Below are 19532 nucleotides of genomic sequence, written 5' to 3'. Positions count from 1 at the left end.
GGGCCACGATGTAGGCGGGTGGCCGAGCGCGATCTCGCGCGGCTAAAGGCTCGGGCTGCGGAGGAGGGGATGCCCTACCAGACGCTGATCAACTCGATCCTGCATAAGTATGTGGAGGGGTGAAGGCCTCATACCGCGTTCACAAACCCGTCCAGCACCTTCTTCTGTCCGGCCTTGTCGAAGTCGATGGTCAGCTTGTTGCCGTCGATGGCCGAGATGTTGCCGTTGCCGAATTTTTGGTGGAACACGCGGTCCCCTACCTTGAAGCGCGACGGTTCTGACGCGACGGACTTGGCCACCAGCTCGCCCTCGATGGTACGGCCCTTGACCGAGCCGCGGCCGGCGCCAAAGCCTGAATCGGTTTCGCCATAGCCGATGCGCTCGACCGAATGACCGGAGCGCGAGCCCCAGTTACGGTCGGTGGCTTCGGTGCGGTTCTGCTGCGCGCGCTGCCAACCCGGCGTGGCATAGGTGTTGGAGAAGGATTTCTGGCCGACGTCGTCGAACCGCGAGGCGCCGTAGGGGTTGCGGCCGCCGCCACCGTAGCCGCCGTATGAATTGCCGGCGTCGGCGACCTCGACATGCGCCTCGGGCAGTTCGTCGAGGAACCGCGAGGGGATTGTCGATTGCCACAGGCCGTGGATGCGGCGGTTGGAGACGAACCACAGATGCAGGTTCTTCTTGGCGCGGGTGAGGCCGACATAAGCGAGGCGGCGTTCTTCCTCCAAGCCCGAGCGGCCGCCCTCGTCGAGCGCGCGCTGGTGCGGGAACAGGCCTTCCTCCCAGCCGGGCAGGAACACGGTCTCGAACTCCAGGCCCTTGGCCGAGTGCAGCGTCATGATGTTGACGGCGTCGAGGTCCTCGTTCTTGTCGGCATCCATGACGAGCGCGACATGTTCGAGGAACGAGCGCAGCGATTCGTATTCCTCCATCGAGCGGATGAGTTCTTTGAGGTTTTCGAGCCGTCCCGGCGCTTCGGCCGAGCGGTCGTTCTTCCACATGTCGGTGTAGCCGCTCTCTTCGAGGATGGTCTCGGCGAGTTCGTTGTGCGGCGTGTTGTCGAGCGCCTTTTGCCAGCGCTCGAAATTGGCCGCGACCTCGCGCAAGGCGGCACGCGGCTTGGGCTTGAGCTCGTCGCTTTCGGCCAGATTGCGCGCCGCTTCGAGCATCGGCACGCCAAGGGCGCGGGCGGTGTCGTGGACCTGGCGGATGGCGGCTTCGCCAAGGCCGCGCTTGGGGATGTTGACGATACGCTCGAAGGCGAGGTCGTCGGCGCCCTGGGCGACGACGCGGAAATAGGCCATGGCGTCGCGGATTTCCTGGCGCTCGTAAAAGCGCGGGCCGCCGACGACCCGGTAGTTGACGCCAAGGGTGACGAAGCGGTCTTCGAACTCGCGCATCTGGAACGAGGCGCGGACGAGAATCGCCATGTCGTTGAGGTTGTGCTTCTGGCGCTGCAGTTGCTCGATCGTTTCGCCGACGGCGCGGGCTTCCTCCTCGGAGTCCCAGGCGGCGTGGACATTGACCTTGCCGTCTTCGGGATCGTTGCGATCGGTGAACAGCGTCTTGCCGAAGCGGCCCTCATTATGGGCGATGAGATGGGAAGCGGCACCGAGGATATGGGCGGTGGAGCGGTAGTTGCGCTCGAGCCGGATGACGACGGCACCCGGAAAATCCTTGTCGAAGCGCAGGATGTTGTCGACCTCGGCCCCGCGCCAGCCATAGATCGACTGGTCGTCGTCGCCGACGCAGCAGACGTTCTTCTGGCCCGGCGCGCCGGTCTCCTGCGCGAGCAGGCGCAGCCACATATATTGCGCGGTGTTGGTGTCCTGATACTCGTCGACGAGGATGTATTTGAAGCGCTTGTGGTATTCCTTCAACACGTCAGGATAGGCGCGGAAGATGCGGATCGGGTGGCACAAAAGGTCGCCGAAATCACAGGCGTTCAGCGTCTGGAGCCGGTCCTGATAGGCCTTGTAGAGTTCGCGGCCCTTGCCGTTGGCGAAGGCGCGCGCATCGCCCTCGGGGATCTCGGCCGGGCCGAGCCCCTTGTTCTTCCAGCCGTCGATCATCATGGCGAACTGGCGCGCCGGCCAGCGCTTGTCGTCGAGGCCTTCGGCCTGGATCAACTGCTTGATGAGGCGGATGACGTCGTCGGTATCGAGGATGGTGAAGTCGGAGCGCAGGCCGGCCAGTTCGGCATGGCGGCGCAGCATCTTGACGCCGATGGAGTGGAAGGTGCCGAGCCAGGGCATGCCCTCGACGGCTTCGCCGACAAGCAGGCCGATGCGCTGCTTCATCTCGCGCGCGGCCTTGTTGGTGAAGGTGACGGCGAGGATCTGGCTGGGGTAGGCGCGGCCCTGGCTGACGATATGGGCGATGCGGGTGGTGAGCACGCGCGTCTTGCCAGTGCCGGCGCCGGCGAGCACCAGGACCGGGCCTTCGGTGGTCTCGACAGCTTGGCGCTGCTCGGGGTTCAGGCCCTTGAGATAGTCGGCTGCGGCGGGCGCCTGGCGGGCGGCCATGGCGCGCGCGGCAATACCGCTCGGCGCAGGTGTGCTGCCGGGCCGGGGCGGCATTCCGCCGGGCTCGTCGAAAAACGGCATGTCGTCCGGAAAGTCTGACATTTGCCCCGAATGTAGTGATTCGGGGCGGAAAGGCCAGCCGCGTCTCTGTTTTGTTCTGGTTTAGGCGGGGAAAGTGGCGGCCTTGACCTGAATGCTCTGGCATGGCTAGCTTGCCACACGGCTGGATGTGGCCGGCAGCCCGCGCCCCGACAAGGGGTATGGCGAACACATCGGACGCTTCCGTCACCTGATCCCAAGGGATGGTGAGAGCATCGGCAATGCGGGCACTGATGGACATGCTCACCGGAACCCGAGGATCGGAAGATCATGCGAACCTATCGTGATGCAAAGGCGATGGCGAAGGCCATGCGCGAGGCGCTTGCCCAAAAGAACCTCGATGTCAGCCACAGCGAGGCGCTCGAAATCGTCGCCCGGCAGTTCGGTGTCGACAATTGGAATATCCTGTCGAGCAAGCTGGAGAAGGTGGAAGAGCCTGCCACCGGTGCGGTGAGCTTCACCCAGCCGGTGCCGATCTTCCGCATCTTCGACGAGGATAAGGCGAGGGGCTTCTACGAGGGCTTTCTCGACTGCAAGGTCGACTGGGAGCATCGCTTCCATCCCGGCGCGCCGCTCTACTGCCAGGTGTCGCGCGGTGGCTTGAGGCTGCACCTGTCGGAGCATTCCGGCGACGCCAGCCCCGGTGCGACCGCTGTCTGCTACATGCAGGGTGTAGAAGCATTCCAGAAGGGGCTGATCGCCAAGGACTACAAATACAATCGTCCGGGCCTGCAGCATCAGGACTGGGGGCTGGAGTGCGAGGTGATCGACCCGTTCGGCAACCGCATCCGCTTCATGGAAAGCCAGGATTGATCAGCGCCTTAGCTGCGCCCGAGGCCCGGGCACCTCCACTGCACGGCGGTGCCCATTCACGCAACCGTGACACCACCTACATTTGCATACGCTAAACTCGCCGCCTGATGTCGAAGACAGGGAGCGAGCCATGACCAGACCTGCCATCACCCAGGCGATGATCGACGCCTACGACGAATACACCCATCTGACGCTCGACCGGCGCCATTTCATGGAGACGCTGACAAGGCTCACCGGATCGGCTGCCGCGGCGGCGGTGATTGCGCCGATGCTTTCGGCCAACCAGGCGCGGGCGGCCATCGTTGCCGAGGACGACACGCGGCTCAAGGCCGAGGAGATCACCTATCCCGGCGGTGCCGGCGAGATGAAGGGCTATCTCGTCCAACCGGCGGAAAATGCGGGCAAGCTGCCGACGATCATCGTCATCCACGAAAACCGGGGCCTCAATCCGCATATCCGCGACGTGGCGCGGCACATCGCGCTCGAAGGCTTCGTCGCGCTGGCGCCCGACTATCTGTCGCCGCTCGGCGGCACGCCGCCTGACGAGGAAAAGGCGCGCGAGATGTTCGGCCAATTGGATGCTGCGCAGACGGTGGCCAACGGCGTCGCGACGGTGGCTTTCCTGAAGGGTCACGAAAGCGGGAACGGCAAGGTCGGCGCGGTCGGCTTTTGCTGGGGCGGTGGCACTGTCAATCTGCTTGCCGTCAACGCGCCGGACCTCGGCGCTGGCGTCGCCTATTATGGCGCGCAGCCCAAGGACGAGGCGGCAATCGCCAACATCAAGGCGGCACTGCTCTTGCATTATGCCGGGATGGACGAGCGCATCAACGCCGGCATCGACGCCTACAAGGCGGCGCTGACGAAGGCTGGCAAGGATTTTGAGGTTCACGTCTATGACGGCGCCCAGCACGCCTTCAACAACGACACGTCCGAGGCGCGCTACAACAAGGAGGCGGCGGACCTGGCCTGGGGCCGGACAATTGCCTTCTTCAAGGAGAAGCTGGCCTGATCTGCCTTGTGGCAGGCGTGAGCCGTTCACGCGCGCCTGCCTGGTTCAGGCCACGCCGCGCTTGGAGCGGGCCTGGCGCAGGATGACGCGCCAGCGCAGCATCTCGATCGGGATCGGCCCGTTGTTGTTGGCGATCTCGAAGATTTCGTTGTTGATGTTGCGCAGCGAACGCCAGAAATCGTAGTCGCTGATGCGCGGGTCGCAGGCAAGCTTGCTGGCTGTCGTTTCGATGTCTGTTTGCATGCCTTGCCTCAAGCCGTCCGGTGCCCGCCGCGACTCAACTTCGCTGCGTGGGATTGTCGGGGTGAGGGTGCAGCCGATCAACGAACCGGTGGCTGTGATGCAGGTTATGAACAGGTAAGGTTAATCGCCTGTGGCCCTTCAGCCACTATGCCGGCTTGCGCCTGATGCCGATCGAGCGGCCGGCGCGTTCCGGCATCGGCAATGCGGCATGGGCGGCGCCCATTGCCTGAAGGTTCGCCATGATGTCCTCCGGGAAGGGCGCGACCTTCGGGCCGGTCATGTCGACATGCAAAGCGAGATATTCCGAGGTCGCCGCCAGCCAGCCGTCGACGTGGCGCAGCTCCTGGTAGACACGCAGTCGCTTGTCGTCATGGTCGAGCAGCTGGAAGCTCGCGGTGACACGGTGTTCGAGATGCAGTTCCCGCACATAGCAGACGTGGACTTCCGCCGTGTAGATGGTGAGCTTTCGGTCGCGGACGTAAGCAGCCCCCATTCCGAGCAGATCGAGCGCCTCGTCGCTGCAGCGATCGAACAGGACGTTGTAATAGGCCATGTTGAGGTGGCCATTATAGTCGATCCAGCCTTTCTCAATCTCCATGACGCGTGACACGAACGGGGCTGGCATGGCGTAATCCTTTGGTCTTCTGTTGCGCTGGACAAACCGGACAGGGTGGCAGATTACCCGAGCATAGGGTGCCGGCAAGGCGGCATGCTGTTCCAATCGCGGAGGAAAACATGGCTTTGAGCGACCTGAAGGCGATGGCGCGGAACGAGGAAGGGATCGCCACCGCTCTCGGCATCCTCAAGCAGAAATTTGGCGAGCGCTTCCAGGCCGGCAAGGCGATCCGTGAGCAGCATGGCCATACAACGACCTATCTGCCCAACCAGGCGCCCGACGGCGTGGTGTTCGCCGAAAGCACGGCAGACGTGCAGGACGTCGTGCGGGTCTGTGCGGAACATCGCGTGCCGGTCATCGCCTTCGGCACGGGCACGTCGCTGGAAGGCCATGTCAACGCGCCGGCAGGCGGCATCTCGGTCGACACCTCGCGCATGGACAAGGTCGTCTCCGTCAATGCCGACGACCTCGACTGCACGGTCGAGGCGGGTGTGACGCGCGAAGCGCTGAACATCTACTTGCGCGACACCGGCCTGTTTTTCCCGATCGATCCCGGCGCCAACGCCAGCCTCGGCGGCATGGCGGCGACCCGCGCCTCGGGCACTAATGCGGTGCGCTACGGCACGATGCGCGAGAACGTGCTTGCGCTGCGCGCCGTGATGGCCGACGGCAGCGAGGTGGTGACCTCGCATCGCGCCAGGAAAAGCTCGGCCGGCTACGACCTGACGCGGCTTCTGGTCGGGTCGGAAGGCACTCTCGGCATCATCACCGAGGTGACGCTCAAGCTGCAGGGCATCCCGCAGGCGATCTCGGGCGGGGTCTGTCCGTTCCCGAGCGTCGAGGCTGCATGCCAGGCGGTGATCGCGACCATCCAGATGGGCATTCCGGTGGCGCGGATCGAACTGGTCAACGCGCTGCAGATGCGGGCGATGAAAAATTATTCCGAGCTCGATTATCCCGAGAGTCCATGCCTGTTCCTGGAGTTTCACGGCTCGGACGCCGGTGTGGCGGAGCAGGCAGAAAGCTTTGGCGAGATCGCTGCCGAATATGGCGGCGGGCCGTTCCTGTGGACCACGGTTGCCGAGGAGCGGGCGAAGCTGTGGAAGGCGCGACATGACGCCTATTGGGCGTCGCAGACGCTGCGCCCCGGCGCACGCGCGCTGTCGACCGATGCCTGCGTGCCGATTTCGCGGCTGGCCGAATGCATTGCCGAGACTGAGGCCGACATCGAGCGGCTGGGGCTGATCGCGCCGATCGTCGGACATGTCGGCGACGGCAATTTCCACACGCTGGTGCTGATGGACCCGAACGATCCCGCCGACATCGGCCGGGCCGAGGAATTCGTGAAGCGGCTGGCCGAGCGGGCGATCGCCATGGACGGCACTTCGACCGGCGAACACGGCATCGGCCAAGGCAAGATGGGTCTGATGGAGCGCGAGCACGGCCACGGCGTGGCCGTGATGCGGGCGATCAAGCAGGCACTCGACCCACAGAACATCCTGAATCCCGGCAAGATGCTGCCAGTGGCGGACTAGACAAACGTTGACCTGAGGTCGCCGGCTTGCTACTGCGCCGCCGTCCAACAAGGAATTTTATGCGCAGAGACTTCAATCGTTGAAGCGTCGGCCAGCGGGCCGATGACAGCCGAGAGGCTGAACGGGCGCTTGCGCCTTTCTCTGACACGTAAATTCCAAGGATAATTCCATGAAACACGCTCACGGCGCGACGGTTCGCGCCTATTCCGACACGGCTGATCGCATGCAACTGGCCGAAATCTGGCTGGACGCTTCGCGCATCGGCCATCCGTTCCTGACGGAGGAGGATCTTCTCGCCCAACAGGCCAAGGTGCGGGACGTCTACCTGCCGCAGGCGGAAAACTGGGTGGCCGAGATAGACGGCAAGCCGGCAGGCTTCATCGGCCTGATCGACAACTTCATAGGCGGGTTGTTCGTCGACCCGGCCGCTCATGGCCATGGGCTGGGCAAGGCGCTGGTGCTGCATGCAGCAAAGCTGAAAGGCGCGCTCGAGGTCGAGGTCTATGCCGACAATTTGTCGGCCGTTGCCTTCTACCAGCGCATGGGTTTCGTCGAACTGCTGCGGCACGCCCATGACGACGAAGGCAGGCCGCTCGAGGTGATCCGCATGAGGCGGGCGGCATAGCGACCAGCCGTCGCTTTTTGCGGGAGAGGCTACGCCGCGGCGTTGACGCGCCGCGGCGTACAGCCCAACATGCCACCAAATGACCACGCTCCTGCGCTTAGACGCTTGGGACGCATGAAAAGATTTGCCCCGAGGCAATGCTCGCTCGCCTGTTCGTAATATTTGGTGGACTGTTTGTACTGGCGCTGCTTGCGGCACTGGTGGGGCCGTATTTTATCGACTGGTCCGGCTACAAGGCCGAGTTCGAGCGCGAGGCGAGCGCCATTCTCGGCCGCAAGGTGGCCGTGCAGGGCGACGTGCGCGCGCAGATCCTGCCGTTTCCGTCGGTGACGTTTTCCGATGTGACGGTGGGCGGCGGCGCCGACGGCAAAGATGCCATGACCGTCGAGACGTTCTCGATGGATGCGGAACTGGCGCCGCTGCTGCGCGGCGAGTTCCTGATCTACGACATGCGGCTGGTGCGGCCGAAGGCGACGATCGATGTGGCTGCCGACGGCACCGTCGACTGGGCGATGCGGCCTTCGGCGCCCTTCGATGCCAAGCAGATCTCCATCGAGAAGCTGACCGTCACCGAGGGGCAGGTGAGGGTGCGGCATGGAACCAGCGGGCGCGACCAGCTTCTGTCGGAAATCAACACCGAGATTTCGGCCAAGTCGCTTGCCGGCCCATGGCGGATGGACGGCTCGCTCCGCATCAACGGGATGAAGACGCAACTGTCGGCTTCGACCGGCTCGGTCGACCCGACCGGCCAGATGCGGCTACGGCTGCGGGCCACACCCGAACGCCGTGGCTTCGTGCTGGAAAGCGACGGCAATGCGAGCATGGACAAGGGGCGCGGGCTTTATGCCGGCAATTTCAGCGTCATCGAGGCCCAAGCCGAGCCGCCGGCCGCCAAGGGCGACAAACCCAAGGCGCCAGCCAAATCTGCGGGACCCGGCTTCAGGCTGAAGGGCAAGTTCGCGCTCGACCACGCCAGGCTCGCGGTCGAGGAGTTCCGCTTCGAAAGCGGGCCGCTCGACAATCCCTACACCGCCGACGGCACGGCGGAGATCGACCTTGGAACCACGCCGCATTTCTCGATTGCCGCCAACGGTGCGCAGGTGCGCTTCGACGAGGCGGTGGGCGGGGAAGCCGCGGGAGCCGGGTTTTCGATCTCGCAGCGCCTGACGGCGCTGGAGAGCGTGCTGGTCGACCTGCCGCGGCCGACGATACCAGGTAACATAGACGTCGACCTGCCGGCGATCGTCGCCGGAGACACCACGGTGCGGGATGTCAAACTGTCGGCCGAGCCGGGCGAGGGCGGCTGGAAGCTGAATTCGGTGGCTGCGACGCTGCCCGGGCGCACGCGGCTGGAGGCCGACGGTTTCCTGAAAACGGAAGACAGTCTGGGCTTCGATGGCCAGTTGCTGCTGGCGGTCGGACAGCCCTCGGGCTTTGCCGCCTGGGTGGCGCGGGATGTCGATGAGGCGGTGCGCCGGCTGCCGGCCGCGGGGTTCAAGGCCAAGGTGGCGCTGACGCGCGAACAGCAGAAGCTCGACGACATCGAGCTGATCCTGGGCAAGGCCAAGTTCACCGGTGAACTGGACAGCCTGCAGCCAGGCGATGCGCGGGCTTCGGTGACCATGAAGCTCGACGGCGGCGAACTCGACCTCGAAGGTCTACGTGCCTTCGCTTCGCTGTTCGTCACCGACCAGGGCGCCAATCGCTTTGCCGACAGCGATCTCGATCTTGCAGTGAAGGCTGGACCGGTGAACCTTGCCGGCCTGAGCGCCGAAAGCCTGGATACGGCCCTGCGCCTGCGCGAGGGCGTGCTGGAGATCGACAGGCTGTCGATAGGCGAGCTGGCTGGCGCTTCGTTGAGCGCAACCGGCCGTATCAAGGATTTTCCTGCCACGCCAACCGGCAACCTCGATGCGTCCGTGGTGGCGGTGGATCTCGCACCGCTGGTCGCGCTGGCGGCCGCACAGTCGCCAGACAACAGGCTGCTTGCGGGCCTTGCCGCGCGCGCGGCGGCATATCCGGGCCTGCTCGCCGATGCCCGCATCGATTTCGTCGCCAGTGCCGTGGAGAACGGCAACGGTTCGACCGGCGTCGCGCTGAGCGCACAGGGCAAGGCCGGTGGCTCCGACCTGCTGGCGACCCTTTCGGCGCCGGCCTTTGAAGGGTCGTTGCAGGGCGCACAGATCGCGCTCAATTTTTCCGCCCGCAACGAGGACGCGACCAGCCTGATGGCGCTCGCCGGCCTGCCGGCGCTGCCGCTTGGCGTGATCGGGCCGGGCGAAATGGAGGTGGCAGCGAAAGGTGCTGCGCAGAACGGACTCGAGGTCATCGCAAGTCTGAAGGGCGACGACGCCTCCGGAGGTTTTGCTGGGACGGTCGCGCTGCGCGACGAGGGCCCGAGCCTGAAAGGCAGGGCGACGTTGCGCGCCGCCGATGTCGAGCCGTGGCTGATGACGGTGGGCGTGGCCCTGCCGGGCATGGGCACGGGCAAGGCGGTCGAACTTGCTGCGGACGCGAGCTATGCCGGCGGGCCGTTATTGCTCGACAGGCTGGACGGTACCGTGAACGAGGGTGCGGTGGTCGGCAATCTCAGGGTGGAGCTGGTCGGCGGCGTGCCGCATCTCGGCGGTTCGCTGACGCTCGACGAACTCGACCTCGCGCCTTTTGCCGAGATGATGCTTGGCGCTAGGGCGCTGGAGAGCGGCGACGGGGCCTGGCCGGCAGCGCCATTCGAGCAGAAACCGGTCGCGCCGTTCACTGCCGACCTCGAGATCGTCGCCGGTACACTAGCCGCCGAGCCGCTGGCGACCGCCAATGACGCGGTGCTGGCCCTGAAACTCGATGGCCAGTCGCTCAGGCTGTCCAACCTCAGGGCCAAGCTGTTCGGTGGCGCCCTGGAGGGGCTGATCGAACTCAAGAACAATGACGGCACGGCCCTGCTGAGCAGCCAGCTGAAACTCGGCTCCGCGGAAGTTGGCGGGATTCCGGGCGCGGGTTCGCTGGGCGGCAAGGGTGATTTTTCGGCGACCTTTTCTGGCAGCGGCAAGTCTATCGAGGGCTTGGTCGCTTCGTTGTCGGGCTCCGGCACCGCTGTTGTCGACGGGCTGACCGTGCCCGGATTGAACCCGGATGCGTTCGCTCCGCTGATCGCCAAGGCCGACGCGCTGGGCCGCGACATCAACGGCGCGCGTGTCGCCGAGTTCGCTCCCGGGATCGCTGGCGCCGGCAGCTTTGCCGCGGAAAAGGCAGACGTCGCCTTCACCATCGCTGGCGGCATCCTGCGCGCGCCACCGCTGACGCTGAAGAACCCGTCGGCGACACTTGCCGCAGACCTGCGTGCCGATCTCAACGACGGCGTCGTTGCGGCGAATGGCAACATCACCTACGCGCCGGGCAAGGAGGCCCTGGTGGGCTCGGAACCGGTGCTTGGCTTCCGCATCGAAGGCGAGCCGGGGGCGACCGCGCTGTTGTTCGACAGCGAGCCGATGGCGCAATTCCTGACCCAGCGTGCGCTGGAAAAGGAACAGGCGCGCGTCGAGGCGATGCAGGCGGTGTTGCTGGAAAAGCAACGGCTGCGGCGCGAGGTGCGCTATTTCGCCGGTCTCCAGGCCGAGCGCGAACGTATTGCGGAAGAAGCGCGGCTGGCCGAGGAAGCCCGCATTCGCGCCGAGCAAGAAGCGAAGGCCAGAGCCGAGGAAGCCCGGCTCAAGGCCGAAGAGGAAGTCCGCGCGGCGGAGGCCGCCGCCAAGGCGCAGGCCGAGGCCGTCAGGCAAAAGGCGCTCGAGGATGCCGGCAAGGCTCGTCGGGCGGCGGAAGAAAAGGCGCGGCTGGCGGCCGAGCAGAAGGCAAAACTAGAAGCTGAGGAAAAAGCCAGGCGCGAGGCCGAAGCGGCCAAGCCTGCGCCGGTTTCGGAAATCGAACGGGCGCCGCTGCCCGATGCCCGGCCAATGGCAATGCCGGATCTGGCGATCCCGGCAGAGCCTGCGCCCCCGCCGCCCGCCGAAGCACCCGTCAAGAAGAAGCTCGAACCGCTCAGTCTCGACGACTTCTTCAAGTCGTTGCAGAGCCAATAGGCAGTCGGGCAGCTCCCCAGTGGCGGTTTCAGCCGACCTTGGCCTTTTTCAGGACGTCGTTGATACGGCTCTGCCAGCCTTTGCCCGTGGCCTTGAACTTGGCGATGACGTCGGGATCGAGGCGAATCGAGACGACCTGCTTGGGCGCCTCGACTGAGGGGCGGCCGCGAGCGCGGCGTGCTTCTTCGATGCCTTGGAAGAATTCTGGCGGCAAGACTTCCTGAGCAGGGCGAAATTGGGCCAGTTCTTCCTCAGTCAGTTCCGGGCTGTCCACGGCATCCCAATCTTCCTTGGTGTAGCCGTGTCCAGGTTCGAACGCCTTTTTCAGTGTCTTTCCGGTCATGACAGAACCTTCCTTTCCTGAGCGCTTGCTGGCCTGAAGCTGATGACGGACATCGCTTCCGTGCCCAGTGTGGTGAAGATCACCACGGCGACCCGATTGTCGAAGTAGCCGATTGCCTTCATTCGTCGACGACCGGCGTTGTCTGGCCGGGCAGGTTTGATGACAGCAGACTCCCAGCCGAAAAACACGACGTCAGCGAAGTCGAAGCCGTGCTTTTCGAGATTGGCCAGATGCTTTGGTTCGTCCCAGACGATCTTCAATAAAAGTATTACTTTTAATCGCTGAGGTCAAGAATAAACGTATTACGAAAAATGTATCTGGCAAGGATAGTATCCCTGCAGCCTGATGGCTAGCGGCCGGACCGCTCGGCCGCGCCAAGCTTTGCCTGTTCCAGTACGAACAGACGGAGTGCGGAGGAGAGGTTTGCCTCGCGCGGGCGCTGGGCGTCGACTTCGGCAACAAGGCCGGCGAGGGTCATGCCGCGTACGGCCGAGATGGCGACAAGGTCGTCGTAGAAGGGTTTTTCCAGCGAATAGCTGGTGCGGTGACCACGAATCGTCACCGAGCGTTTTTCGACAAGGCTCACTGGCCGGATTTTTCCGGGTCGCTGTCGCGGCGATGGCCGTCGACGAATTTCTCGGCGCGGTCGGCGGTCAGCCGGTCCCGTGCCTTTTCCGCCTTGGTGCGGCCATGCAAGGCGCGGTTCTGGTCGGCAACGGTCTCGCGCTCGGCCCGCGCCTTGTGCTTCCTGAACTGGCGGAGATTGACGACGTCGGCCATGGACGACCTCGTCCTGTTTTACTTCTTGCGGAAAGCGTCGAGCGAGACGACGTCGGCGCCCTTGCCGTGGGCCGGCTCTTCCGGTGTTTCCTTCTCGGCCGCTCCGGCCTTTTTCTTCGGCGCAGCCTTGCGCTCGGCTGGCTTTACCACCGCGATCGGCTCCGGCTTGGCCGCATCTTCTTCAGGTGCGGCGGCGGGCTCTGCCTTGACCTCGAATTCGAGCTCGAAGTTGACCGAGGGATCGTAGAAGCCCCGCACTGCTGAGAAGGGGATTTCGAGCTTTTCAGGCACATCCGAGAAGGACAGACCAACCTCGAAGCCGGTATCGGTGACCTTCAGGTCCCAATACTGGAACTGGATGACGATGGTCATCTGCTCGGGGTAACGCTCGTGCAGACGGCTGGAAATGCGCACGCCGGGCGCGCCGGTCATGAAGGTGATGAAGAAATGGTGGTTGCCCGGCAGGCCTGTGCGCGCGACTTCCGCCAGGACCTTGCGCATGACGCCGCGCAGTGCCTCCTGGGCGAGAATGTCGTAGCGGATCTGGTCTTCGGCCATATGTCGATGCGGGTCCGATTGAATCGTTCCCTTACCTGTAATCAAGCTTGAGCCCGGCGTAAACCGGATATAGCGCGGTATTGAAGATGATCAGATTGCAGCCGGGCGAGGCTTGCCATAAGCGCGCAGAAAGCAGCGCACGGCGTTGGTCGCGGCCGTTCTGAGTTGCTGCTCCGAGACTGTGTCGCCGAAGATCATCGCCATCTGCAGATCGGCGTTGACGAGGGCCAGGAACTGGCGGGCGGCGACGTCGGGATCGTCGATTTCGAGCCACCCGGCATGCGCCAGACGGGCAAAACGCGCGGCAAGGGCGGCCCAGGTCTTTGCCGGACCATCCTCGCGCCAACCGGCGAAAAGTGCTGGGTAGCGCTCGCCCTCCGTATGCAGGAGCTTGCGCAGGAACTTGCCGTCGCGATTGCAGATGCAGTTCTGGTTGAGCCGTACCGCGAAGGCCACGAGGTCAGCTTCGAGATCGACCGGCTTGTCGGGGAAGGTGGCCAGCGTGTCGAAAACGCCGACATTGATCCGGTCAGTGATTTCTCGGACTACTGCGACCAGCAAATTCTCCTTATCGCCGTGATGGTTGTAGACCGTCTGGCGCGAGACGCCAGCCTCGGCTGCGATGAGGTCGATATTGGCGCCGGCAAAGCCCTCGCGGCAAAAGACGCAAGCGGCTGCATCGATGATGGAGAGGCGCTTGGCGCTGTGGCTGCGGGCGACCGCAATGTCAGGAGCGTTGGCAGGTGTCATGGAATTTTTATATACAGGTGATTGACGATTTGGACAAGTGTGTCTAAAAATATGTACTCGCTTCTAGATGACCGGTTCGGGAAGAGTCGGAATTTCGGATTGCGGAACGTCCTTGGATTACACGTCGCCGTCTTCTCGCGGCGGAAACCAGATCCGAAAGAATCACGCCATGACACCCCAATTCCTCCGCGTAGCGGTCGTGCTCGGCCTTTTGTCGGCCATCGGTCCGTTTGCAATCGACATGTACCTACCGGCGCTGCCGACGATCGGCGCCGACCTCAATGCGGGCACTGCCGCTGTGCAGATGAGCTTGCTCGTGTTCTTCCTCGCCATGGGCCTGGCCCAGATCGTTGTCGGGCCGATCTCCGACATGATCGGTCGCAAGGCGCCGCTCTATATCGGGCTGGTGCTGTTTGCCATCGGCGGTGTGGGGGCTGCACTCGCGCCCAATATCGAGTGGCTGATCGCCTTCCGCGTGGTCCAGGGCCTCGGCGCCTCGGCCGGCATGGTGGTGCCGCGCGCAATCGTGCGCGATCTGCACACCGGCACTGAGGCGGCACGGCTGATGTCGCTGCTGATGCTGGTCTTTTCCGTGTCGCCGATTCTGGCGCCGCTGACCGGTTCGTTGGTGATCGAGGGCTTTGGCTGGCGCGCCGTTTTCTGGGTCGTCACCGGTGCGGCCGTACTGGCCATCGTGCTCTTGTCGACCTCGCTCAAGGAAACGCGCCCTGCCGCGCATCGTGCTGAAAGCTCGGTGCGCAGCGCGCTGAGCGGCTATCGCTTCCTGCTCGGCGAGCGCAACTTCCTTGGTCTGACGTTCATCGGTGGCTTCGGCATTGCCAGCTTCTTCGTCTATCTCGCCAACTCGTCGTTCATCCTGATCGACCATTACGGCCTGTCGCCATCGGTCTACAGCGTGTTCTTCTCGATCAATGCGGTGGCCTTCATCGGCATGTCGCAACTGACGGGCTACCTGACCGAACGATTCGGGTTGCGGCGCGTGGTGCGGGTCGCGGTGGTCGGTTATGCGACGATGATGGTGGTGCTGCTTGCCGTATTCGCCTCGGGCGTCGACCGGCTTGATGTCCTGGCTGTCCTGCTGTTCGTCGGCTACGGCTTCCTTGGCCTGGTCATCCCGACGACCTCGGTGCTGGCGATGGAAGAGCATGGCGAAATTGCCGGGACTGCGTCCGCCCTGATGGGGACGTTGCATTTTGCCACCGGCGCGGTCGCCATGGCGGTAGCGGGCCTGTTCTTCGATGGCACGCCCCTGCCAATGGTGGTGGGTATCACCATGTCGGCGGTCATCGCCTTCGCGCTCGCCCAACTGACGCTCGGCCGCAGCCGCGGCGTGGCGGCGGAAGCGCCGGCCGAATGAATTAGGTGGGGCCGGCGATTGTCGTCCGGCCCCATAGTTGTCAGTGCCGATGGCCTTACGATGACTTCGGGAGCGAGCCGAAATGTCGCGGCCATCTTCGTGCAGCCTTGATATCGTCTTATTTACCTATGAGCCGGTAAGTCACCGCCAAGACCACCGGAAGTAGAGCGACGACGCCCGAGGCCATCGAAAATCTTGAAATTCATTCCCTCCGCTTTGCTGCTGTTGTTCGCAGCAACGTTCTTGTGCGTGTGGTTGCTTGAGCGCCGCCGGCGGCATCTGCTGTTTTTCTCGCTTGCATTTGCGGCTGTCGGCAGCGCCACCATCGTGCAGTTCGCCTTGTGGCCCCCTGATATCGGCTACAACACGATCGTTTCCGCCATGCTCTATGCCGCAGGGCCGCTGCTGTTGGTCGAAGGTGTGCTCGCGCGCTCACGCAGGTCGATGCCACTGGGACTGCACGCGGCCTGGTTCGCGGCCATTGTCGGCCTGCTGTGCTATTTCTACTACGTCGACAACAACCTCCAGGTCCGCGTCTATGTGCTCAATATCGGCATGGGCTGCATCATCTTGAGCGGTGCGTGGAAGCTGCGGGACCTTGTGCGCGGCAACGTCATCGACCGCGCCATGGTCTGGCTCCTGCTTGGTCTTGGCCTGACCTTCTTCGTGCGCGTGCTGCTCGACGGCAGTTCGGTTCCGCCCGACGACGTCGACGCATTCTTCGAATCCGCATTCTGGATCTGGGCGCAGTTCAGTATGTCCCTGCTTGGCGCTACCCTGGGACTTGGGCTGCTGGTCGTCGCCTGTGCCGACATCGTTCTGGGGCTGAAGGCAGAGCGCGACACCGATCCGCTTACCGGATTGCTGAACCGCCGCGGCCTGCAGGGACGGGAGGCGCGCCTGCTGTCTGTCGCCCGGGGCAAGCCGCTTGGCATCGTTGCCTGCGACATCGATTGCTTCAAGACGATCAACGATCGATTCGGCCATGCCGCTGGCGACGTGGTGCTGGCGACATTCGCCGGGATCATGAGGAAGAAACTGCGGGCCGGCGACATAGCTGCGCGGACGGGCGGCGAAGAATTCATCATGGTGCTGAATTGTCCCCTGGACCAGGCATACAGCCTGACCGAGAAGTTGCGCCGCGAGATCGCAAGCGCCCATTTTGCCGGGCTGCCTGCGGATTTTGCCGTCACCTGCAGCTTCGGCATCGCCGAGTTTCATCCCGGCGAAGGGCTATGGGATGCGATCGGCCGCGCCGACAAGATCCTCTATGCCGCCAAGCGCGCCGGACGCAACCGGACATTCGCGGAGGGGTTGCAATTGCCGAGCGCGGCGTAAGCCGGTTCAGGGTAGGCGCGAGCGTTCCCGGACGAAGGCCAGCCGTTCCTCAACCGGTGCCCTCGGCACCTCGACGAGATCATATCCGCAATCCGTATAGCTTTCGACCATTGCGGCATGGGTGCGCCGGGCCTCGTCCTCATCCTGCTTGCGCTCGCTGTCCTGGGTGAATATTTCGGGCCAGTGCGGCAGGATGAAAACGCGGCTGTTGTAGCGGAACTTCTGTGCCGCGCTCTCGAAATGTAGCGGTACCGGCAGGCCGACAAGGCTGGCATAACCAATGACGTCAGGTACGCCGCGGTCGAACCAGACCGGCCCGGATGCGGCCATGGCGATGGCGTGCGAACGCATTTCCCATGACAACATGAGTTCGGCAAAGAGCGAGGTATCGTGCCAGGGAAGGGCGGTTCCGCCGATCGCGGCCTGATCCCTGATGATGCCGCGGCCCGCCTCGACCGATGTGGCATGGCCGGCCTCGGCGAGTGCTGAAATCAGCGTGGTCTTGCCCGAGCCCGGGCCGCCGGTGAGCACGAAGAAACGATCGGAATTTGGGTTTGTCATTGAAAGGTCTCCGGACAAGCGGGACCGGCCATGCACAGGCAGGCTGACATTGCGGGATCAACCACGCAACGCCGAAACCAGCCAAGGCCGGCAGCTCATATTTGGGGAAAGCAGATTTGGGGAGAGAAGTGGAGGTTTCTGTTGCCAGGTACCTCCGAACCCCGCCTAGAAGTGCGAACCTCTAGGGCTTAATTTGAAGCTATCGCACAGCTTACGCTGCGAGACGTGCTTCCGCATAGTTGTCGTTTGCAACTACAAGTTTAGCCCGATAACGGTGGTACAATGCCGAGCAAAAGTCCGATCTTTACACCCTCGTCGATCCTATTTCGCCCCCAACAAAAGCCGTCGCTCACTGCGCGGCGGCTTTTGGTGGAGGCGCCGGGTACCGCCCCCGGGTCCGAATGGCTTATTACATCGGCAGTTTATCGCCATAGTCAGTCAAGCTGACGGATCGAATATAGGGAGGCTCGGCGAAAAAGGAAAGGTCGAACGGCAAGTCGAGCGGGCCATATGCAACAGTTTTATCAGACCACGCGAAGACGCAGGGTTGACTCGCGCGTTGCGCGAACCGAAGCTTCCGGCGCTGGGGGGCCTGCGTTGCGTTTACCGGTCAAGGCCGGCCTTTCCCACGGCAAATGAGCCAATTCGTCGATGAGGGGAATCCAAATGGCCGACTATCTTGCAGACGTGAAGAAATACGATGCCGGCGCCAAGGAAGAGGTGGTGAGCAAGATCGTCAAGCACCTGGGCATCGCGCTCCGGAACCGCGATTCCTCGCTGGTTTCGTGCACCGATCCCAAGGAACTCGACAGGGTCAAGGCCGGCTGGATCGCCAAGAAGCTCGGCGTCGAGGACGCCAAGAAGGCTGACGGCGCGATCGAGAAGGTCTGCAAGGCGATGTCGGCCGACAACACCAAGAATCGCGTCACCTTCTACTATCTGGTCGCCAAGGAACTCGGAAAGCTCGGCGCGCTCTAAGCCGTGCTGCTTCCAGTTCGGTTATTTCCTGCGCCGGGCCTCGCAGCCCGGCGTCGGCTGTTTGACGCGTGCCGGCGGCAGCATCCTTGCGCAGGAGGGGCTGCGCCCCAAATCGAGTGTTCGTTGCCTCAGGCCGGGCAGGTCCGCTATGATCGGACACTCTCCGAATCGAGCCCGACCGATGCGCCCCAGTCCCGACTTTCCCGAACATAGCGCCGCGGACGGCAGACAGTAATTCCGCCTACAAGGCTTCAGGCTCTCCGCCGAATGCCTTAGCCGCTTCCTGCCCGAGCACGCGGGCCTAACTCCGTCCAAAGGGGCGAACTTGCGCCACCCGGAATTCCAGTATCTCGACCTGATGTCCCACATCCTCGAAAAAGGGGACAAGCGGATCGACCGAACGGGCGTCGGCACCTTGTCGACGTTCGGCGCGATGCTGCGCTTCGACCTGTCGGATGGGACGGTGCCGATCCTCACCACCAAAAAGGTCTACTGGAAGCTGGCGGTGAAGGAGATGCTCTGGTTCCTGACCGGGGAAACCAACATCCGGCCGCTGCTGCAGGAGAAAGTTCGCATCTGGACGGACTGGCCGCTGGCCAAATACCGCAAGGAGACAGGTGAGGGCGTCTCCCAGCAGGAGTTCGAACGGCGGATCGTCGATGACGAGGCGTTCGCCCTGCAATGGGGCGACCTCGGCCCGGTCTACGGCAAGCAGTGGCGCCGCTGGCAAGACGCCAACGGGGTCGAGCATGACCAGATCGCCAGTGTCATCGAAACGTTGAAGACGAACCCGTCGAGCCGGCGAATGCTCTTCCACGGATGGAACGTGCCCGAGATCGGGCAGATGGCGCTGCCGCCCTGCCACATGGTCTACCAGTTCCATGTCACCAGTGCGGGGCGGCTGAACATGTTGATTTTCCAGCGCTCCTGCGACCTGCTGCTCGGCGCCCCGTTCAATTGCATCGGCGGAGCGGCGCTCCAGGCGATGGTCGCGCAGCAGGTGGGGCTGGAACTTGGAGACCTGGTCTGGATGGGCGGCGACATCCACCTCTACCTCAACCACCTCGACCAGGCGCGCGAGCAAGTGTCCAGGGAGCCGCGGCCGTTCCCGACCCTGCGGTTGCTGCGGAAGCCGGACAGCATCGATGGTTACAGGATCGAAGACTTCGAGGTGAGCGGTTACGATCCATACCCTCCGATCGCCGCGGACGTGGCCGTCTGACGGCAACCCAAGGCTGGGCATGCGCGCCCGGCGATACGTCGCCTGAACAAAGAAGCCATGGATCGCGTGAGCGTCCATGGCTTTGG

Annotated in this window: 19 protein-coding genes and 1 other RNA gene; 9 read left to right on the top strand and 11 right to left on the bottom strand. The window is 63.7% G+C overall.

Annotation, left to right across the window (positions count from 1 at the left end; translation table 11 throughout):
- Window positions 1-128 precede the first annotated feature (128 nt).
- Window positions 129-2627, bottom strand: coding sequence for an ATP-dependent helicase (locus tag WHT83_RS19750; protein WP_406872149.1), 2499 nt, complete (start codon window positions 2625-2627; stop codon window positions 129-131).
- Window positions 2628-2894: 267 nt separating this feature from the next.
- On the opposite strand from WHT83_RS19750, the gene WHT83_RS19745 reads away from it, so the two are divergent.
- Together WHT83_RS19745 and WHT83_RS19740 are read left to right on the top strand one after the other, a co-directional pair.
- Complete coding sequence (locus WHT83_RS19745; protein WP_406872148.1) at window positions 2895-3437, top strand: glyoxalase superfamily protein; 543 nt, start codon at window positions 2895-2897, stop codon at window positions 3435-3437.
- A 130-nt stretch (window positions 3438-3567) separates the two neighbouring features.
- Window positions 3568-4446 (top strand): dienelactone hydrolase family protein, encoded by an 879-nt coding sequence (locus WHT83_RS19740; protein ID WP_406872147.1) that lies wholly within the window; start codon window positions 3568-3570, stop codon window positions 4444-4446.
- Between the two features lie 45 nt (window positions 4447-4491).
- Here WHT83_RS19740 and WHT83_RS19735 read toward each other — a convergent pair whose 3' ends face one another.
- The gene (locus WHT83_RS19735) at window positions 4492-4689 is read right to left on the bottom strand and encodes a hypothetical protein (protein ID WP_108607650.1); all 198 of its coding nucleotides are present in this window, start codon (window positions 4687-4689) and stop codon (window positions 4492-4494) included.
- A 145-nt stretch (window positions 4690-4834) separates the two neighbouring features.
- Entirely contained in the window at window positions 4835-5314 is a 480-nt protein-coding gene (locus tag WHT83_RS19730) for a thioesterase family protein (RefSeq protein WP_406872146.1), read from the bottom strand.
- 110 nt (window positions 5315-5424) lie between these two features.
- Here WHT83_RS19730 and WHT83_RS19725 point away from each other — a divergent pair, with 110 nt between their 5' ends.
- The 3 genes from WHT83_RS19725 (at window position 5425) to WHT83_RS19715 (ending at window position 11538) form a co-directional block, all read left to right on the top strand.
- Window positions 5425-6840: an FAD-binding oxidoreductase gene (locus WHT83_RS19725; protein WP_406872145.1), complete on the top strand. Its 1416-nt coding sequence runs from the start codon at window positions 5425-5427 to the stop codon at window positions 6838-6840.
- Between the two features lie 169 nt (window positions 6841-7009).
- Window positions 7010-7465: a GNAT family N-acetyltransferase gene (locus tag WHT83_RS19720; protein WP_406872144.1), complete on the top strand. Its 456-nt coding sequence runs from the start codon at window positions 7010-7012 to the stop codon at window positions 7463-7465.
- A gap of 137 nt (window positions 7466-7602) precedes the next feature.
- Window positions 7603-11538 carry an AsmA family protein gene (locus WHT83_RS19715; protein WP_406872143.1) on the top strand — a complete coding sequence of 1312 codons (3936 nt, stop codon included), beginning with the start codon at window positions 7603-7605 and terminating at the stop codon, window positions 11536-11538.
- Window positions 11539-11566: 28 nt separating this feature from the next.
- Here the strand turns inward: WHT83_RS19715 and WHT83_RS19710 are convergent, their stop codons facing one another.
- The 6 genes from WHT83_RS19710 to WHT83_RS19685 form a co-directional block, all read right to left on the bottom strand.
- Window positions 11567-11881: a BrnA antitoxin family protein gene (locus WHT83_RS19710; protein ID WP_108607655.1), complete on the bottom strand. Its 315-nt coding sequence runs from the start codon at window positions 11879-11881 to the stop codon at window positions 11567-11569.
- Window positions 11878-12141, bottom strand: a complete 264-nt coding sequence (locus WHT83_RS19705; RefSeq protein ID WP_406872142.1) for a BrnT family toxin — start codon at window positions 12139-12141, stop codon at window positions 11878-11880. Before WHT83_RS19705 ends, WHT83_RS19710 begins: the two co-directional genes overlap by 4 nt.
- 89 nt (window positions 12142-12230) lie before the next feature.
- Window positions 12231-12467, bottom strand: a complete 237-nt coding sequence (locus tag WHT83_RS19700) for a ribbon-helix-helix domain-containing protein (protein ID WP_406872141.1) — start codon at window positions 12465-12467, stop codon at window positions 12231-12233.
- Window positions 12464-12661 (bottom strand): DUF4169 family protein, encoded by a 198-nt coding sequence (locus WHT83_RS19695; protein WP_108607658.1) that lies wholly within the window; start codon window positions 12659-12661, stop codon window positions 12464-12466. Before WHT83_RS19695 ends, WHT83_RS19700 begins: the two co-directional genes overlap by 4 nt.
- Before the next feature lie 18 nt (window positions 12662-12679).
- Window positions 12680-13219, bottom strand: coding sequence for an SspB family protein (locus tag WHT83_RS19690; protein WP_108607659.1), 540 nt, complete (start codon window positions 13217-13219; stop codon window positions 12680-12682).
- 90 nt (window positions 13220-13309) lie between these two features.
- Window positions 13310-13969 (bottom strand): TetR/AcrR family transcriptional regulator, encoded by a 660-nt coding sequence (locus WHT83_RS19685; protein WP_318761267.1) that lies wholly within the window; start codon window positions 13967-13969, stop codon window positions 13310-13312.
- A gap of 169 nt (window positions 13970-14138) precedes the next feature.
- On the opposite strand from WHT83_RS19685, the gene WHT83_RS19680 reads away from it, so the two are divergent.
- Window positions 14139-15347, top strand: a complete 1209-nt coding sequence (locus WHT83_RS19680) for a multidrug effflux MFS transporter (protein WP_406872140.1) — start codon at window positions 14139-14141, stop codon at window positions 15345-15347.
- 249 nt (window positions 15348-15596) lie between these two features.
- Window positions 15597-16685, top strand: a complete 1089-nt coding sequence (locus WHT83_RS19675) for a diguanylate cyclase domain-containing protein (protein WP_406872139.1) — start codon at window positions 15597-15599, stop codon at window positions 16683-16685.
- A gap of 6 nt (window positions 16686-16691) precedes the next feature.
- Here WHT83_RS19675 and WHT83_RS19670 read toward each other — a convergent pair whose 3' ends face one another.
- Both WHT83_RS19670 and ssrA read right to left on the bottom strand, forming a co-directional pair.
- Window positions 16692-17246 (bottom strand): AAA family ATPase, encoded by a 555-nt coding sequence (locus WHT83_RS19670; RefSeq protein WP_406872138.1) that lies wholly within the window; start codon window positions 17244-17246, stop codon window positions 16692-16694.
- Window positions 17247-17373: 127 nt separating this feature from the next.
- Window positions 17374-17733: a transfer-messenger RNA gene (ssrA, locus tag WHT83_RS19665) on the bottom strand.
- Window positions 17734-17912: 179 nt separating this feature from the next.
- On the opposite strand from ssrA, the gene WHT83_RS19660 reads away from it, so the two are divergent.
- Window positions 17913-18224 (top strand): DUF2853 family protein, encoded by a 312-nt coding sequence (locus WHT83_RS19660; protein WP_108607664.1) that lies wholly within the window; start codon window positions 17913-17915, stop codon window positions 18222-18224.
- A 325-nt stretch (window positions 18225-18549) separates the two neighbouring features.
- Window positions 18550-19446, top strand: a complete 897-nt coding sequence (gene thyA, locus WHT83_RS19655) for a thymidylate synthase (protein ID WP_406872137.1) — start codon at window positions 18550-18552, stop codon at window positions 19444-19446.
- The last annotated feature ends 86 nt before the right edge of the window (window positions 19447-19532 follow it).

The sequence above is a fragment of the Aminobacter sp. P9b genome (assembly GCF_045345995.1).
Classification (GTDB): domain Bacteria; phylum Pseudomonadota; class Alphaproteobacteria; order Rhizobiales; family Rhizobiaceae; genus Aminobacter; species Aminobacter niigataensis.
The sequence above is the reverse complement of the archived record's forward strand: the minus strand, read 5'-3'. Positions and strand labels throughout refer to the sequence as shown.

What these genes read in the sequence shown, in the direction of transcription:
- WHT83_RS19750 (WP_406872149.1), bottom strand. Translation starts at nt 2,627, where the DNA reads ATGTCAGACTTTCCGGACGACATGCCGTTTTTCGACGAGCCCGGCGGA.
- WHT83_RS19745 (WP_406872148.1), top strand. Translation starts at nt 2,895, where the DNA reads ATGCGAACCTATCGTGATGCAAAGGCGATGGCGAAGGCCATGCGCGAG.
- WHT83_RS19740 (WP_406872147.1), top strand. Translation starts at nt 3,568, where the DNA reads ATGACCAGACCTGCCATCACCCAGGCGATGATCGACGCCTACGACGAA.
- WHT83_RS19735 (WP_108607650.1), bottom strand. Translation starts at nt 4,689, where the DNA reads ATGCAAACAGACATCGAAACGACAGCCAGCAAGCTTGCCTGCGACCCG.
- WHT83_RS19730 (WP_406872146.1), bottom strand. Translation starts at nt 5,314, where the DNA reads ATGCCAGCCCCGTTCGTGTCACGCGTCATGGAGATTGAGAAAGGCTGG.
- WHT83_RS19725 (WP_406872145.1), top strand. Translation starts at nt 5,425, where the DNA reads ATGGCTTTGAGCGACCTGAAGGCGATGGCGCGGAACGAGGAAGGGATC.
- WHT83_RS19720 (WP_406872144.1), top strand. Translation starts at nt 7,010, where the DNA reads ATGAAACACGCTCACGGCGCGACGGTTCGCGCCTATTCCGACACGGCT.
- WHT83_RS19715 (WP_406872143.1), top strand. Translation starts at nt 7,603, where the DNA reads ATGCTCGCTCGCCTGTTCGTAATATTTGGTGGACTGTTTGTACTGGCG.
- WHT83_RS19710 (WP_108607655.1), bottom strand. Translation starts at nt 11,881, where the DNA reads ATGACCGGAAAGACACTGAAAAAGGCGTTCGAACCTGGACACGGCTAC.
- WHT83_RS19695 (WP_108607658.1), bottom strand. Translation starts at nt 12,661, where the DNA reads ATGGCCGACGTCGTCAATCTCCGCCAGTTCAGGAAGCACAAGGCGCGG.
- WHT83_RS19690 (WP_108607659.1), bottom strand. Translation starts at nt 13,219, where the DNA reads ATGGCCGAAGACCAGATCCGCTACGACATTCTCGCCCAGGAGGCACTG.
- WHT83_RS19685 (WP_318761267.1), bottom strand. Translation starts at nt 13,969, where the DNA reads ATGACACCTGCCAACGCTCCTGACATTGCGGTCGCCCGCAGCCACAGC.
- WHT83_RS19680 (WP_406872140.1), top strand. Translation starts at nt 14,139, where the DNA reads ATGACACCCCAATTCCTCCGCGTAGCGGTCGTGCTCGGCCTTTTGTCG.
- WHT83_RS19670 (WP_406872138.1), bottom strand. Translation starts at nt 17,246, where the DNA reads ATGACAAACCCAAATTCCGATCGTTTCTTCGTGCTCACCGGCGGCCCG.
- WHT83_RS19660 (WP_108607664.1), top strand. Translation starts at nt 17,913, where the DNA reads ATGGCCGACTATCTTGCAGACGTGAAGAAATACGATGCCGGCGCCAAG.